We start from the raw sequence: 15822 nt of genomic DNA, 5'->3' as shown, positions 1-15822 counted from the left end.
GGCCGCGCTGTCGCGCGGCCTCGGGCGTGCAATCATTCGGCGATCCTGAGGCTCCCGATCCGGAAATCAGATGAGGTGATTCACACCGTGGGATCAAACACCTAGCCGCACTTGGAAAACCCACAGCTGGCGCATGTCATGCAACCCTCCACCATGCGCAGCTCATAGCTGCCGCAGCTGGAACAGGCCTTACCGCGGGGGGCGTCGGACAGGTTGACCACATCTGCTTGCGGGTCGCTTTTCAGACCCTCGCCTTCCCCGGTCAGGAATCCGGTCGCGATCATGTGACGCTCGATCACGCCGCCGATGGCGGCGAGGATGCTGGGGACATATTTGCCTTTGACCCAGGCGCCGCCACGCGGATCGAACACGGCCTTCAGCTCTTCGACCACGAAAGTCACGTCGCCGCCACGGCGGAACACGGCAGATATCATACGCGTCAGCGCAACCGTCCAGGCAAAGTGTTCCATGTTCTTGGAATTGATGAACACCTCGAACGGGCGGCGGTGACCTGCAATGACCAGATCGTTCACGGTGATATAGATTGCGTGCTCGCTATCGGGCCATTTCAGCTTGTAGGTGGCACCCTCCAGCTCTGTCGGGCGGTCCAGCGGTTCGGTCATATAGACGACCTCTGCAGTTTCGCCGTCGGTCTGGACCTGCACCGGCTTGTCCTCTGACACGCTTAGCACCGAACCGGTGACCGCGTTGGGGCGGTAGGTGGTGCAACCTTTGCACCCCTGATCCCAGGCCGCCATATAGACGTCCTTGAAATCGTCAAAGCTGATGTCTTCGGGGCAGTTGATCGTCTTGGAAATCGAGCTGTCGATCCACTTTTGTGCGGCGGCCTGCATGCGGACGTGGTCCAGCGGGGCGAGCGTCTGTGCGTTGACGAAATAATCGGGCAGCTCTGCATCGCCTTTCAGCTCGCGCCACATTTGCACGGCGTAATCGACGACCTCTTCTTCGGTCTTGGTGCCGTCCTTTTGCAGAACCTTGCGGGTGTAGGCATAGGCAAACACCGGCTCGATCCCAGAGCTGACGTTCCCCGCGTACAGGCTGATCGTGCCCGTGGGCGCGATGGATGTCAGCAGTGCGTTGCGGATACCGTGGGTGCGGATCGCGTCGCGCACGTCGTCATCCATGTCCTGCATGGCCCCCGACGCAAGAAAGGCTTCGGCGTCGAACAGCGGGAACGCGCCTTTTTCCTTGGCCAATTCCACCGACGCCAGATACGCGGCGCGGGCAATCGCGTGCATCCAGCGGTCGGTCTGACGCGCCGCCTCTTCGGATCCATAGCGCAGGCCGACCATCAGCAGCGCATCGGCCAGACCCGTGACACCCAGACCGATGCGGCGTTTCGCCTGCGCCTCCTGGCGCTGTGCCTCCAGCGGGAATTGGCTGGCATCCACGACGTTGTCCATCATCCGCACGGCGGTGGCGACCAGGTCGGTCAGTGCCGCCTCGTCGAGCGCTGCCGCATCGCCAAAGGGGTCGGCGACCATGCGCGCCATGTTGATCGACCCCAGCAGGCACGCGCCGTAGGGCGGCAGCGGCTGTTCACCGCAGGGGTTCGTGGCGGCAATGGTTTCGCAATAATTCAGGTTATTGGCCGCATTGATGCGGTCGATGAAAATGACACCCGGTTCCGCCACCTCGTAGGTGGATTTCATGATTGCGTTCCACAGGTCGCGCGCCTTGATCGTGCGGTAGACCTCGCCTTTGAAAACCAGATCCCAGTCGGTGTCCGCCTTGACCGCATCCATGAACGGATCGGTGATCAGCACGGACATGTTGAACATCCGCAGGCGGGCGGCGTCGTGTTTTGCGGTGATGAAATCCTCGACGTCGGGATGGTCGCAACGCATGGTGGCCATCATCGCGCCACGGCGTGACCCTGCTGACATGATCGTGCGGCACATGGCGTCCCAGACATCCATGAACGACAACGGCCCGGACGCGTCTGCGGCCACGCCATGCACGGTCGCCCCTTTGGGTCGGATGGTCGAGAAATCATAGCCGATCCCGCCACCCTGCTGCATGGTCAGCGCGGCCTCTTTCAGCATGTCGAAAATGCCGCCCATGCTGTCGGGCACGGTACCCATGACGAAACAGTTGAACAGCGTCACCGCGCGCGCGGTGCCCGCACCGGCGGTGATACGTCCTGCGGGCAGATATCTGAAATCCGCCAGCGCATCATAGAACCGGTCCTCCCAGACCTTTGGTTCCTTTTCCACGACGGCCAGCGCGCCCGCGATACGCCGCCAGGTATCCTCGACGGTTTCATCGATGGGGGTGCCGTCTGCTTCTTTGAAACGATACTTCATGTCCCAGATCTGCTCTGCAATCGGGGCGGTGAAACGGGTCATGACGAATCCTTTGGGGTGTGGTGAAGGTGTGCAGGAATAGGTCCAGCGGCGGGCATGGTCAATTGAAACACCGGTGATCAACTCTACCTGTTCGCCAGGTAAAGAATCGGTTAAACCGGACCTGCATACTACATCTGGGGTGACACATTGGGCAACCACGTAAATCTGGTAAAGCTGTCGGTTGGCACTGAATCAATCGAGAACATGCTCGATTGGCAACGCGTGCGGTCTCAACAGGTCCGCGACGGGCAGTATTACCACGTGACCCGCATGTGGCCCAAGCGCGAGGACGAACTGCTGAACGGCGGGTCGATCTACTGGGTCATCAAGGGTGTGATCCTGTGCCGACAACCGATCATGGCCTTGCGCGAAATCATCGGTCAGGACGGCGTGCGCCGCTGTGGGCTGGTGCTGGCCCCCGATGTGATCCACGTCGCCGCCACGCCCAAGAAGGCGTTCCAAGGCTGGCGATACCTGTCCCCGGCCGACGCGCCGCCCGATCTGGCAGAAGGCCGCCAGGCCGAAGAACCGCTGCCTCCTGAACTTTCCAAGGCGTTGGCCGATATCGGCGTCAGATAACCTTGCGTCAGCACAGGTGACAGGCGGCCCGACCCGTGCGACGATTTGCGCGAATTGGGAGGTTCACCATGCATATCTATCCGAACAAATTCGATGACGTGCCGCTGCGGGACGTGTCTATCACGCAGGCGATCTTTGCCGGGCTGGAAAACCGCAGGTCAGAGGTCGTTTTGACCGATGGACCGACAGGGCGCAGCCTGACGGCGGGCGATGTGATCGACCAGATTCGCGCGCTGGCGGGTGGCCTGCGTGCGCATGGTTTCGGCCCCGGCAAGACGCTGGCGCTGATGGCCCCGAACATGCCCGAATACTGCGTGGTATTTCATGCCGCGGCCTTTGCCGGTGGCACCGTCACGACGATTAATCCCACCTACACCGCGTCAGAGGTGCGCCACCAGTTGAATGACAGTCAGGCCGATCTGCTGGTCACGGTCGCGATGTTCGCGGAAACAGCCAAGGAGGCGGCGGTCGATACAAGCGTCACCGAAATCTACAGCATCGGTGACGCCGTGGGCCTGACGCCGATCACGGAAATGATGGGCGAACCTCTTTTCGAACAGGTCGCCGTCGACCTGGACGACCATACGGTCGTCCTGCCCTATTCGTCCGGCACCACCGGCCAGCCAAAAGGCGTGATGCTGTCCCATCGCAATCTGGTCGTGAACTTGGATCAAATCATCCACGGCGCGGGATTTCGACCGGGAGAGGTCGCCGCCGGTTTTCTGCCGTTTTTCCACATCTACGGCATGACCGTTTTGATGAACGTACATCTTTCTGGTGGTGGCGCGCTTGTCACCATGCCCCGCTTTGATCTGGAAATGTTTCTGCGGATCAGCCAGGACCACAGGGCGCGGCGCATGTGGGTCGTTCCGCCGGTCGCACTCGCGCTGGCAAAGCACCCGATGGTGGCGGATTTCGACCTGTCCAGTGTCGAACAGACATTTTGCGGGGCGGCCCCCCTGGGGGCTGATCTGTCAAATACCGTCGGCAAACGCCTGAACTGCGTCAGTTTACAAGGGTATGGCATGACCGAACTGTCGCCCGTCAGCCACCTGTGTCCGCTGGATGATGCAAAACCCGGATCATCGGGCATCGCGGCCCCCAACGTCCAGTGCCGCATCGTGGATTCCGAAACCGGACAGGACGCCGAACCGGGGGCCGAGGGCGAATTGTGGATCAAAGGCCCCAACGTGATGCAGGGCTATCTGAACAACGCAAAGGCCACGGCGGACACCATCGTCGCGGATGGCTGGCTGCGCACCGGAGACATCAGTCGGATCGACGCGGACGGTCATATGTTCGTCGTGGATCGCCTCAAGGAGTTGATCAAATACAAGGGGTTTCAGGTCGCCCCGGCAGAACTGGAGGCGACGATCGTCGCGCTGGACGGGATCACCGATGTCGCCGTCATCGGCATACCTGATCCAGAGGCAGGTGAATTGCCGATGGCCTTTGTGGTCGGCGGCGACAATGCCCCTGACGATGACACGATCCGCGCGCATCTGGCCGCCAACCTGTCGTCCTACAAGCAGGTGCACCGCATTGATCGCGTCAATGAAATTCCGAAAAGCGCGTCAGGCAAAATTCTGCGCCGCTTCCTGCGTGACCGGGTGCAGGCGGCAGGCTAACCCGAAGACACGTCAACGCCTCAGGGTAATTTATCAACCAAAACAGCGTTCAGGGAGGACCCTGAACGCCGCAACTCTGCGAGATCCCGAAACGCATTGGAATCCCAGAATGCACGCGCGTGCGCGCGGTCCGGGAACTGAAGAATGAACACAGCGTCTGGCAGGCGGGCGTCGCCCTCCATCCTTTCCGGGTCGCCGCCGCGCACCAAAAAGTCCCCGCCATGTTCTGCGACGACCTGCGGAATTTTCGCGAAATACGCGTCCATCCAGCCCCTACTGTGAATTTCCATCTGACCGATAATAAATGCAGACATGGTCCAATTCTCTTTTGGATCGATGATTGTAGGATAGCGGCTCTACTGGATTAAGGGAAAAATATGCCGCGACGATGCTAGCCGCACGTTTGCCCGCGGCAGAGAGGGCCTCTCGGTTCGCCAGACTTCGGTTTCGCGCTAGCTCTCAGGTGGCACAAGCGCACCGCAGGACGGGGGACGACGACGTGACACAGAACAAAGACACAGCCGACGACATTGACATCGCCCACACCGGTGCAGGCCCTTCTCAACCAGGGTTGTCACTCAAGGTTCTGCACCTGATCGAAAGGTTTCTGTTGTCCGTTGTCGTGCTGCTGACGGTCGGCGGGGCCGTATCGGAAATCTTCACTGTCGTTCAGGCGATGTCGATCACGTTGGCCGACATCCTGCTGATGTTCCTCTACGCAGAGGTGATCGGCATGGTCATCGTGTTCTTTGCCGACCGCAATGCGGTGTTCGTTTATCCGATCTTTATCGCGATCACGGCTCTCGCGCGTCTGATCATTCTTCAAGGCAAGGACATGGCACCCGAAAACATCCTCTACGAGGCCGTATCCATTCTGTTCCTGACGATCGCCGCACTCATCATCATCCGCGTGCGCAAGCGCTGAGTTTATTCAATCCAACGTTCCCATTCCGCCAGTGATCCCGCAAAGGCGTTGATATCCACCGGGCGTGCCACCCCCGGCACAATCCCGGTGGATGTGTACTGCCAGAATGACCAGCCCTCGCCCGAATAGGTGATGGCAGGATGGGCTGCCACCGACCGCAACCAGAACTGGGTGCGGGGCAAGGCCCCCAGCCCCGCGTCGCGGTAGATGTCAGGTGTGGTGTAAACCAGTGGACGCCGACCGTAGTGCCGTTCGATGATATCCATAAAGACCTGCGCCTCGGCCCGGACGGTGGCACCGTCAGGCCTGCGGCGACAGGTCTGCGACCCGTGGTTCCATTCCAGATCCAGCACATGCGGCAGCGCGTTCCGGTCACGCGGCACGTTGGCGATAAACCATGCGGCCTGTTCCTGCGGTGACCGGCAAAAATAGTAGAAATGATAGGCCCCGTATCGCACGCCTGCCGCCTTGGCCCCGTTGCGGTGGGCCGCGAACATCGGATCGCTCAGATCGCCGCCCTCGGTCGCCTTGATATAGACGAAGCGGATGCCCGCCGCCCGCGCGGTCCGCCAGTCGATGTCCGTCTGGTAGCGCGACACATCCAGCCCGTGCACCGGATAAAACGCAGGCTGCGTGCCGATGGCGGGGTGCGGATCGGCATCGGCAAATCGCGGATTGCCGGGCGCATCGTCCAGGACTGCGCCACCGGTGCCGCCGCAAGCGATCAAACCGGAACATATCAACGAGAGAGACAAAACGCGCAAAGCTGCCATGACACCGCCCCAACAGGTATCAGGCGACTGTGACCTGTCTGGTGGTCTGACGCCATGACCTGCCGGTCAAACAACCGTGTTGACCCGACGCCTAGAGCCCCAGCTTATGTTCGAGTACGCGGAACGTGTCGCGCTGCGCCATGGTCCACCCGGACCGTGACGACCGGAACAACGTCGCCTGACTGGCGTGGATCATCCCGTCGCTGAGCACTTTCAGGCCGTTGGCCCGCAGGGTTTCCCCGGTCGATGTGATATCGGCAATCGCCTCGGCGGTTTCGTTCTTGATCGTGCCTTCGGTCGCACCCTGGCTGTCGACCAGCGCATAATCCGCGACGCCTTCGCGGGCGAGGAATTCCCGCACGAGGCGATGATACTTGGTCGCGATACGCAGGCGATGCCCGTGGGTTGCACGAAACGCAGCGGCGACCGCGTCAAGGTCATCCACCGTATCGACATCGACCCAGCCTGTCGGCACGGCGATGATCAGATCGGCACCACCGAACCCCATCGGGGTAACCTGGCGCACGGTGCTTTCCCAGTTGGCAAGTTTTTCCCGGACCAGATCGGACCCGGTGACGCCCAGCTGGATGCGGCCAGCGGCCAGCTCGCGCGGGATTTCACCCGCGGACAGCAGTACCAGATCGACACCGTCGATCCCGTCAACGGCCCCGGCGTATTCCCGGTCAGACCCGGATTTGCGCAGCGTCACGCCTCGTTTGCCAAACCATTGAAACGTCTTTTCCATCAGCCGCCCCTTGGACGGCACACCCAGTTTCAGCATCACACATGTCCCCTAACGGCCAGCACCAGATCGGGGCGGATCACGCCGCCGACCGCAGGCACATCGGTATCACCCAGCCGGGCGGTCAGCGCGTCATAGCGTCCGCCCGTGGCGACCGGGGGCTGGTGCCCCTCTGCCGCGTAAAATCCGAACACGAAACCATCGTAATATTCCAACGCGGTGCGGCCATAGCTGCCCTCGAATTCCAGCGCGTCCACGTCGATACCGCGCAGATGCAGCGCGTTCAGCCGCGCATGCATCCGGGTCACCGCCGGTTCGATCGCGGGCATGTCGATGGCGATATCGCGCAGACGGCCCAGCGCCTGCGGCGCGGATGCGCGCAGATCGAGGATCACATCCAGCAGTGCGATTTCACTGGCCGAGATGGGGGCCGCAGCCGCGTCTTCGCGCAGAGATGCGATCCTTGCCGCGATTTCGGCACGGGTGCGGACACCTGCCAGCGCGGGTGCGCCGTCCAGCGGATCGGTCAGGGCCAGCAGCGCCGTGCGTGACGCTGGCGGCGGCGTGCGCCCGCCGAACCGGTCCAGCAACGCGCGAAACCGCCGGGGCCGCCAGATATGACGCATCAACGCATCCTTGCGCGCCTGCGTGGTCCGCAACCCGCGCACGGCAGCCATCAGCACGCCGATATCGCCGGTCGCAGCCCGCAGCGGCAAATCGCCAAGGGCCGCGCGGATCGTGGCAAAAACCTCGGCCTCGGCGGCGGCAGGATCGTCGCCGCCCATGACCTCGAACCCGACCTGCACGAATTCGGTCGCACGGCCGGGATTGACGTCCTGCTTGCGAAACACGCGCCCCGCGTAGGTATAGCGTGCAGGATTGGCGTGGGACTGCATGTGCATCTGCACAACAGGCACCGTGAAATCGGGCCGCAGCACCATTTCGCCCAAGGCCGGGTCGGACGTCAGGTAGGACCGTCCGCGAATGTCCTCGCCATAAAGGTCCAGCAGCGTATCCGCCGGTTGCAGCACGTCCGTATAGACCGTCTGCGCGCCAGCTTTGGCAAAGCAGGCAGACAGGCGGTCGGTTTCAGCCTGTATCGCGCGACCGTTCACGACTGGTCGTCCAGCATCTGACGGATCCGCGCCAGCATCTCGGTGCGCGGCACCTCGACCTGCTGGGGGCGGTCCTTCCATTCCTCGGCGGTGGCGTCCTTGGCGAGTTCAGCGCCCAGGATCAGGTCCTTGATCTGCACGACGTCGCGGTCGAATTCATCGCCGCCCGCGATCACTGCAATCGGGCTTTCGCGCTTGTCCGCGTATTTCAGCTGGTTGCCGAAATTCTTGGGGTTGCCCAGGTACACCTCTGCCCGGATACCCGCCTGCCGCAACTCTGCGACCATGGTCTGATAATCCGCCATCCGCGCCTTATCCATCACCGTGACAATGACCGGACCGCGTGCCTTGGTGTCCAGCCGCCCCTTGGCGTGCAGCGCGGCCAGCAGGCGGTCCACACCGATGGACACACCCGTCGCAGGCACCTCTTGGCCGGTAAAGCGTTTGACCAGATCGTCATACCGCCCGCCCCCCGCGACAGAGCCAAAGTTGCGCGGACGCCCCTTTTCGTCAGTCACCTCAAAGGTCAGTTCCGCCTCGAACACCGGCCCGGTGTAATAGCCGAGGCCACGGACGACCGAAGGGTCGATGACGATGCGGTCGGCTTCATAGTTTTGAGCAGCAAGTAGGTCAGCGATCTGCTTCAGCTCCTCGACACCTTCCTTGCCAACAGGTGAATTCCCAACGAGTGCGCCCAAGACATTGAGTGACTCGACATTCCAAGCATCACCGGACTTTTCTCTAATGGCTTGCTGGTATGCAGGGTCCATCAGATCGTGACCGTGCCATGCGGTTGCATTTTGCTTCAAGCGCTCCGCGATGCTGGCACCGGCTGTCGCAAAGCCCATGATCACCTCGGCCGACGCATCATCCAGCCCCGCACCCTTCGTAAAATCACCGCTTTCATCCTTGCGGCCTTCACCCAGCAGCGCGCGCACGCCTTCGACGCCCAGACGGTCCAGCTTGTCGATCGCGCGCAGGACGATCCCGCGCTCGGCTTCCTTGTCGTCGCCGGACAGGCCCGCGACCTCCAGCACACCGTTCAGGACCTTGCGGTTATTCACCCGGATCACATAGTCGCCGCGCGGGATGCCGACGGCTTCCAGCGTATCCGACAGCATCGCGCAGATTTCAGCATCCGCTGCGACCGAGGGGGCGCCCACGGTATCCGCATCGCATTGATAAAACTGGCGAAACCGCCCCGGTCCCGGCTTTTCGTTACGCCAGACCGGACCCATCGCATAGCGGCGATAGGGCGACGGCAGTGTATCGCGGTATTGCGCGGCAACCCGCGCCAGCGGCGCCGTCAGGTCATAGCGCAGCGCCAGCCAGTCGCTGTCCTCTTCCCAGGCGAACACACCCTCGTTCGGGCGGTCCACGTCGGGCAGAAACTTGCCCAGCGCCTCGACCGTTTCGACCCCGGATGTTTCCAGCGGGTCAAAGCCATAGCGGTGATAGACCTCTGCGATCCTGGCGAGCATCTCGTTGCGATGCGTGACCTCTGCCCCGAAATAATCGCGAAAGCCCTTGGGCGTCACGGCCTTGGGGCGCGGGGTCTTTTTCGGCTTTGCCATCGGATCACCTGTGGGTCTGTCAGTCGCGCGCGACATACCCCGCACGGGGCTGCGGGGCAATGGCTTGGCATGGCAGGCGCGATGACCTAACTCTGGCGCATGGATAACACTGACCTTGAAATACAGATCGCCCACCTGACCCGCTTGGTCGAGGACCTGTCAGATGTCGTCGCACGGCAGGACAAGGATCTGACCATCGCCCTGCGCCGCATCGAAATGCTGATGCAGCGCGAGGCAACCCGCGAGGCCGAAAGCAGCGGTACGGTGCCGCTGGGCGACGAACGTCCGCCGCACTGGTAGGCTGGCAATCAGGGCGTTTCGGTGCCGCTGGCCGCGACCGTCCCCTCGTGCAGCAGAAATTCCTTCCATGAATTGCTGCCCGAAAACTGCGGATAGGCGGTGACGAATACGGTCCGACGTGACAGCGCGTCGATCCTGCTGCCGCAAGGCTCGCCCGTGCCGACCCCGCAGAATGCACGTTTGATCGCCTCATAGGCCGTGTCGGTTTCGGAATAGCGCTGCTGCGCAGGCGTCCGGGCATAGCGCACACCTTCGTGGGTGCTGACATCGCCGGTCAGCACGAGGGCGGCCGTGAACTGTCTGGCGCAACCGTCACTGAACCCGTCGATGTAATGCGTGCGCACTGCAGTGCTGGTCGGCGCGGTGTCATAGACGGTATAGCCAGAGGCGGCGGCAACCGGCATCCCCATATCCGCAGTAGCGATGCCGCAGGTAGTAGCGATTTCGCCAAAGGGCAGCGCGGCCCCCGGCCCGACCGCCAAGGCATCCACGTCTGACGTGACCAAGGGCGTGCCAGTACCCAGACCTGCGCCCGCACAGCCAACCAATGCACAGCACCCCAGTGCTGCCAGAAAACTTTTCATCATGCCCACCATCCTCACCTCAACACCGCCGCACGCCTCTGGCACACAGCTACGCATCTTCGACCTCAACCACGCCGCTCAGCGACCGCAAGGCTCCTCTGATCTGCGGATTGACTGGGAAATCCTGTCCCAGATCGACTTCGACCTCGCCCGGCAGGCCCTCACCCATCAGGCAGAAAAACACCGGACCACGTGCACCCTTGACCCGGTCCCTTGCGGCATTTGCCAGGATCGAGGCAACGGATGGGATGGCCTCTGGACCATCGAGAAACACGCGCAAACCGCCACTGACCGCATCGACCACCGCCGTGTCGATCGGGCTGACCGAGCGGCCCAGCAGTTTCAACTGGTCGGATTCCATCGTCGCCTCGCATTGGATCACGACCTGATTGCCGGTTTCCAGATGTTCGCGCGCGACCTCCAGCGTGTCGCTGAACATCGTGACCTCATACTGGCCGGTGGGGTCCGACAGTTGGACAAAGGCGAACCGGTTTCCGCGTGCCGATTTGCGTTCCTGACGCCCCGACACGGTGCCCGCCATTTTCACGATGCAAGCGCCGCGTTCGGCCTTGGCCGTCACCTCGTCCAGCGTCAGCACCTGTTTGCGTTTCAGCGCACCCATGTAATCGTCCAGCGGGTGACCGGACAGATAGAACCCGATGGCCTTGAATTCCTCTGCCAGCCGTTCGGCAGGCAACCAGTCGTCGCCCCCCGCCAGACGCGGTTCGGGCAGGTCCTCACCCGCGTCACCAAACAGGCTGACCTGATTGGAATTCTTCTGATCGTGGATCGCCGCCGAATAGCCCACCAAGGCATCCAGTGACGCCATCACGCGCCTGCGGTTCGGGTCCAACACATCGAACGCACCGGCCCGCGCCAGCATTTCCATCGGGCGTTTGCCAACACGTTTGAGGTCAACACGGCGGGCAAAATCGAACAGCGTGACGAATTCCCCATCCGCACGGGCGGCAACGATCAGCTTCATCGCCTCGACGCCTACGTTTTTCAACGCGCCCAGCGCGTAAACCAGCTTTCCCTCGTGGACATCGAACATTGCCTGCGACCGGTTCACACAAGGCGGGGTGTAACCGATGCCAAGCCCTTTTTTCACCTCTTGGAAATAGACGCCGAGCTTATCCGTCAGATGGATATCGCAGTTCATCACACCGGCCATGAATTCGACCGGGTGGTTCGCCTTGAGCCACGCCGTCTGATAGCTGACAACCGCATAGGCGGCGGCGTGGGACTTGTTGAATCCGTAGTTGGCAAATTTTTCCAGAAGGTCAAAAACCTCGCGGGCCTTTTTCTTGTCGACACCGTTGGCGACGGCACCCGCCTCGAACTTCGGGCGCTCCTTGGCCATCTCTTCGGCGATCTTCTTGCCCATCGCACGGCGCAACAGGTCGGCCCCGCCAAGGCTGTAGCCCGCCATGACCTGCGCGATCTGCATCACCTGTTCCTGATAGACGATGATGCCTTGGGTTTCTTCGAGGATGTAGTCGATGCTGGGGTGGATCGACTCCAGCTCTTTCTGCCCGTTCTTCACCTCGCAATAGGTCGGGATGTTTTCCATCGGTCCCGGACGATACAGTGCCACGAGGGCCACGATATCCTCGATGCAGGTCGGTTTCATCCGTTTCAGCGCGTCCATCATGCCGCTGGATTCCACCTGGAACACGGCAACAGTTTTGGCCGCCGCATAGAGCGCGTAGGATTTCGGATCGTCCAGCGGGATGGTGCCGATGTCGTTTTCCGCACCCGCTGGCGGCTGATACAGCGTGTTGCCTTCTGCATCGACGTGCAGCGGACGACCCGATTTCAGGATCAGATCGACGGCGTTCTGGATGACAGTCAGGGTTTTCAGACCCAGAAAGTCGAATTTCACCAGCCCGGCCTGTTCGACCCATTTCATGTTGAACTGCGTGGCAGGCATGTCGGACCGGGGGTCCTGATACAGCGGCACCAGCTCGTCCAGCGGGCGATCCCCGATCACGACACCAGCCGCGTGGGTCGATGCGTTGCGCAACAGCCCTTCGACCTGTTGGGCATAGGTCAGCAGCCGGTCCACGACCTCTTCGTTCTTGGCCTCTTCGCGCAAGCGCGGCTCGTCCGCCAGCGCCTTTTCGATGCTGACGGGCTTCACACCTTCGACCGGGATCATCTTGGAAAGGCGGTCCACCTGGCCATACGGCATCTGCAACACGCGGCCCACGTCACGCACGGCCGCCTTGGACAGCAGCGCACCGAACGTGATGATCTGCCCGACCTTGTCGCGCCCGTATTTGTCCTGCACGTAGCGGATCACCTCTTCGCGGCGGTCCATGCAAAAATCGATATCGAAATCGGGCATCGAGACCCGTTCGGGATTCAGGAACCGTTCGAACAGCAGGCTGTAGCGCAGCGGATCAAGGTCGGTAATCAGCAGCGCATAGGCCACCAGCGACCCCGCACCGGACCCACGGCCCGGGCCCACGGGGATGTCCTGACCCTTGGCCCATTTGATAAAATCCGCCACGATCAGGAAATAGCCGGGGAACCCCATGCCCTCGATGATGCCCAGTTCGAATTCCAGCCGCTTTTCGTAGTCCTCGACGGGGGCCGCATGCGGAATGATGGCCAGACGCGCACGCAGACCTTCCTGCGCCTGACGCCGCAATTCCGCCACCTCGTCATCAGCGAATTTCGGCAGGATCGGATCGCGCTTGTAGACCTTGAAAGCGCACCGCTTTGCGATCTCGATGGTGTTGTCCAGCGCCTCTGGCAGATCGGCAAAAAGCGTCGCCATTTCCCGTTCCGATTTGAAATAATGCTGCGGCGTCAGCCGCCTGCGGTCCTCTTGCTGATCGACATAGGCCCCGTCCGCGATGCACAGCAGCGCATCATGCGCCTCGTACAGGTCGGATTTCGGGAAATAAACATCGTTGGTCGCGACCAGCGGCAAGCCCTTTGCATAGGCGATCTCGATATGGCCACGCTCGGACAGGCGTTCCGCCTCGGGCAGGCCACCGCCGTCAGGGTGGCGCTGCAATTCGACATAAAGCCGGTCGCCGAACAGTGCATGCAGCGTATCGGTCAATGCTTCGGCCTTGGCGCGCTGGCCCTGGCGCAACAACCGACCGATGGGTCCGTCAGGCCCGCCGGTCAGGCAGATCAGGCCCGCGTAATGATGGCACAGATCATCGACGGTGATCTGCGGTGTCAGCCCGTCGCCCGACAGATACAGCGCCGAATTCAGCTTCATCAGGTTCATGTAACCCGCCTCGGACTGCGCCAGCAGCACGATGGGCGCAGGCGCATCCGGCCGCTTGCCGGGTTCCGGCGTGGTATAGCCCAGGCTGATCTGACAACCGACGATGGGCTGCACCCCAGCCTTGGCCGCGTATTCGCTGAACTCGAGGGCCGCGAACATGTTGTTGGTGTCGGTCATGGCGACCGCGGGCATACCCGCCGCCTCAACCATGCCTGCCAGTTTCTTGACCGGCACGGCACCTTCCAGCAACGAATATTCGGTGTGGACGCGCAGATGAATGAATCGGGGTGCTTTGCTCATGACCGCAGGTTACGGCGGCGGGCCACCGCGCGAAAGCCCACAAGCGACGTTGACGTGGCATCCCGCCGATGCAATCTAATGATGTATGACCCTGCCATTGAACGCCTTTTTCTCGGCCCTTGCCGATCCCACCCGCCGCGCGGTCCTCGAACAGCTGGCGGGCGGGCCGAAAACGGTCACGGCTCTGGCGGCACCTCACCCCATCGCCCTGCCCACCTTCATGAAACATCTGGGCAAGCTCGAGGCCGCAGGCCTTGTCCGTTCGGTCAAGAAAGGCCGTGTGCGCACCTGCCATCTGAACACCGACCCCCTGATGGAGGCGCAGGGCTGGCTGGCATGGCAACGGGCAATATGGGAACGGCGGCTGGGCGAACAAGGCCAGATGGCCCTGATGCTGGACGACACCGACGATCTGGAAAATTCATAAGGGATTACGACCATGGCTGCACCGCATGCCCTGTCATTCACCCGCAGCCTGTCTGCGACGCCCGCACAGGTCTGGCGCTGCTGGACCGAACCGGACCTGATCCGTCAGTGGTTCGCCCCGCAGCCGGTTCAGGTCACCCATGCCGACATCGATCCCCGTCCTGGCGGCGGGTTTCGCACTGTCATGGTCATCCCGGATCACGGCGAAATGGCAACCGCACCCGGCTGCATCCTGATCGCAGAGCCAGGCAAGCGCCTGGTCTGGACCAATGCGCTGGGGCCGGGTTTCCGGCCCAACATGCTGGGCCGTGATGCGACTGATTTCGCATTCACCGCCGAGATCCTGATAGCCCCCGCCCCGGGCGGCTGCACCTACACCGCCACCTGCACCCACGCCACCGCCGCGGTCGCACAGGCGCACGCGGACATGGGATTTCATGACGGCTGGGGGACTGCCACGACACAACTCGACACATTGGCCAGGACACTCTAACCCTGCCCTCATTCCGAAAACAGGAGAACGCGATGCGCATCACATTTTGCGCCGCTGCGGCGGCAATGGCCTTGACCGGTTGCGGGCGCGACGGCGACGTCAACCTGCTGCCCGGCCTCGGCCAGTTCGAGGTCATCGGCGTCGAGGAAGACGACATGCTGAAAATGCGCGCCGGCCCCGGCACAGGTTTCGTCACGGTGCTGGGCCTGCCCAACGGGACGATTCTGAACGTGGATTCCTGCCAACCGATGGGCAACACCCGCTGGTGCGCCGTGTCACTGGGCGGGATCAAGGGCCACGTCTCGGCAGCTTACCTGCAGGAACGCTGAAAGGTCACGCCACAGGCTGCACGATTTCGATCCGGTTGCCAAAGGGATCGTCGACATAAAACCGCCGCAACCCCGGCAGTGCCGTGATCTGCGACCCACCCAAGGCAGCCTGCGCCGCCTCGAGATCATCGACAATCAACGCGGGATGCGCCTTGCGCGCGGGGATGAACGGGTCCTCGACCCCCAGATGCAGCGACAGAGTGCCACCCGCGAACCAGACGCCTCCCCGCACGGCCAGGGCCGCAGGCTTTGCCACCTCGGTCAGCCCCAGCCGCCCGGCGTAAAAGGCACGCGCCATGTCTTCTGCCCCTTCTGGCATGGCCAGTTGGACGTGATGCAGCGCCGAAATCCTGAAACCAGTCATCGCGAACCCCTCTGCCGCGCATATTCGCATGGTGCTGCTTCCTTCGCCATGGTGCTGTATCATCTTGCCAA

The 15822-nt window shown here is 62.1% G+C and carries 16 protein-coding genes; 7 read left to right on the top strand and 9 right to left on the bottom strand.

From position 1 onward, the window contains the following. Positions 1-101: 101 nt before the first annotated feature. Entirely contained in the window at positions 102-2369 is a 2268-nt protein-coding gene (locus BMX27_RS03830) for an adenosylcobalamin-dependent ribonucleoside-diphosphate reductase (protein ID WP_090158528.1), read from the bottom strand. A 147-nt stretch (positions 2370-2516) separates the two neighbouring features. Between BMX27_RS03830 and BMX27_RS03825 the strand changes: the two genes are divergently transcribed. Both BMX27_RS03825 and BMX27_RS03820 read left to right on the top strand, forming a co-directional pair. Further along, entirely contained in the window at positions 2517-2948 is a 432-nt protein-coding gene (locus BMX27_RS03825) for a DUF1489 family protein (protein WP_090158527.1), read from the top strand. A gap of 68 nt (positions 2949-3016) precedes the next feature. Beyond that, the gene (locus tag BMX27_RS03820) at positions 3017-4576 is read left to right on the top strand and encodes an AMP-binding protein (protein ID WP_090158526.1); all 1560 of its coding nucleotides are present in this window, start codon (positions 3017-3019) and stop codon (positions 4574-4576) included. Positions 4577-4596: 20 nt separating this feature from the next. On the opposite strand, the gene BMX27_RS03815 is transcribed toward BMX27_RS03820, so the two are convergent. Continuing rightward, positions 4597-4890: a DUF1330 domain-containing protein gene (locus tag BMX27_RS03815; protein ID WP_090158525.1), complete on the bottom strand. Its 294-nt coding sequence runs from the start codon at positions 4888-4890 to the stop codon at positions 4597-4599. Between the two features lie 185 nt (positions 4891-5075). On the opposite strand from BMX27_RS03815, the gene BMX27_RS03810 reads away from it, so the two are divergent. After that, the gene (locus tag BMX27_RS03810) at positions 5076-5501 is read left to right on the top strand and encodes a phosphate-starvation-inducible protein PsiE (protein WP_256212385.1); all 426 of its coding nucleotides are present in this window, start codon (positions 5076-5078) and stop codon (positions 5499-5501) included. Between the two features lie 2 nt (positions 5502-5503). Here BMX27_RS03810 and BMX27_RS03805 read toward each other — a convergent pair whose 3' ends face one another. From BMX27_RS03805 to hisS, 4 genes are all read right to left on the bottom strand, one after another. Continuing rightward, positions 5504-6274 (bottom strand): glycoside hydrolase family 25 protein, encoded by a 771-nt coding sequence (locus BMX27_RS03805; protein WP_090158523.1) that lies wholly within the window; start codon positions 6272-6274, stop codon positions 5504-5506. Between the two features lie 91 nt (positions 6275-6365). Continuing rightward, complete coding sequence (gene hisG / locus BMX27_RS03800) at positions 6366-7058, bottom strand: ATP phosphoribosyltransferase (protein WP_090158522.1); 693 nt, start codon at positions 7056-7058, stop codon at positions 6366-6368. Beyond that, positions 7055-8131: an ATP phosphoribosyltransferase regulatory subunit gene (locus BMX27_RS03795; RefSeq protein ID WP_256212384.1), complete on the bottom strand. Its 1077-nt coding sequence runs from the start codon at positions 8129-8131 to the stop codon at positions 7055-7057. Before BMX27_RS03795 ends, hisG begins: the two co-directional genes overlap by 4 nt. Continuing rightward, the gene (gene hisS / locus BMX27_RS03790) at positions 8128-9705 is read right to left on the bottom strand and encodes a histidine--tRNA ligase (RefSeq protein ID WP_090158520.1); all 1578 of its coding nucleotides are present in this window, start codon (positions 9703-9705) and stop codon (positions 8128-8130) included. Before hisS ends, BMX27_RS03795 begins: the two co-directional genes overlap by 4 nt. 99 nt (positions 9706-9804) lie before the next feature. Between hisS and BMX27_RS03785 the strand changes: the two genes are divergently transcribed. Beyond that, a complete protein-coding gene (locus BMX27_RS03785; RefSeq protein WP_056032681.1) occupies positions 9805-10005 on the top strand; it encodes a SlyX family protein in 201 nt (66 codons plus the stop codon). 8 nt (positions 10006-10013) lie between these two features. Here the strand turns inward: BMX27_RS03785 and BMX27_RS03780 are convergent, their stop codons facing one another. Together BMX27_RS03780 and dnaE are read right to left on the bottom strand one after the other, a co-directional pair. Beyond that, the gene (locus BMX27_RS03780) at positions 10014-10592 is read right to left on the bottom strand and encodes a hypothetical protein (RefSeq protein WP_090158519.1); all 579 of its coding nucleotides are present in this window, start codon (positions 10590-10592) and stop codon (positions 10014-10016) included. Positions 10593-10638: 46 nt separating this feature from the next. Continuing rightward, positions 10639-14139 (bottom strand): DNA polymerase III subunit alpha, encoded by a 3501-nt coding sequence (gene dnaE, locus BMX27_RS03775; protein WP_090158518.1) that lies wholly within the window; start codon positions 14137-14139, stop codon positions 10639-10641. 85 nt (positions 14140-14224) lie between these two features. Here dnaE and BMX27_RS03770 point away from each other — a divergent pair, with 85 nt between their 5' ends. The 3 genes from BMX27_RS03770 to BMX27_RS03760 all read left to right on the top strand — a co-directional run bounded on the left by BMX27_RS03770 (position 14225) and on the right by BMX27_RS03760 (position 15387). Beyond that, positions 14225-14566, top strand: a complete 342-nt coding sequence (locus tag BMX27_RS03770) for an ArsR/SmtB family transcription factor (protein ID WP_090158517.1) — start codon at positions 14225-14227, stop codon at positions 14564-14566. A gap of 12 nt (positions 14567-14578) precedes the next feature. After that, positions 14579-15058 (top strand): SRPBCC domain-containing protein, encoded by a 480-nt coding sequence (locus BMX27_RS03765; RefSeq protein ID WP_090158516.1) that lies wholly within the window; start codon positions 14579-14581, stop codon positions 15056-15058. A 65-nt stretch (positions 15059-15123) separates the two neighbouring features. Further along, positions 15124-15387 carry an SH3 domain-containing protein gene (locus BMX27_RS03760; protein WP_371260081.1) on the top strand — a complete coding sequence of 88 codons (264 nt, stop codon included), beginning with the start codon at positions 15124-15126 and terminating at the stop codon, positions 15385-15387. Between the two features lie 4 nt (positions 15388-15391). Here BMX27_RS03760 and BMX27_RS03755 read toward each other — a convergent pair whose 3' ends face one another. After that, on the bottom strand, positions 15392-15751 hold the full coding sequence (locus BMX27_RS03755) for a VOC family protein (RefSeq protein ID WP_090158514.1): 360 nt from the start codon (positions 15749-15751) through the stop codon (positions 15392-15394). Positions 15752-15822 lie beyond the last annotated feature (71 nt).

The organism is Loktanella sp. DSM 29012 (genome assembly GCF_900110705.1).
Taxonomy (GTDB): domain Bacteria; phylum Pseudomonadota; class Alphaproteobacteria; order Rhodobacterales; family Rhodobacteraceae; genus Loktanella; species Loktanella gaetbuli.
This window is presented reverse-complemented; position numbering and strand designations above follow the sequence as displayed.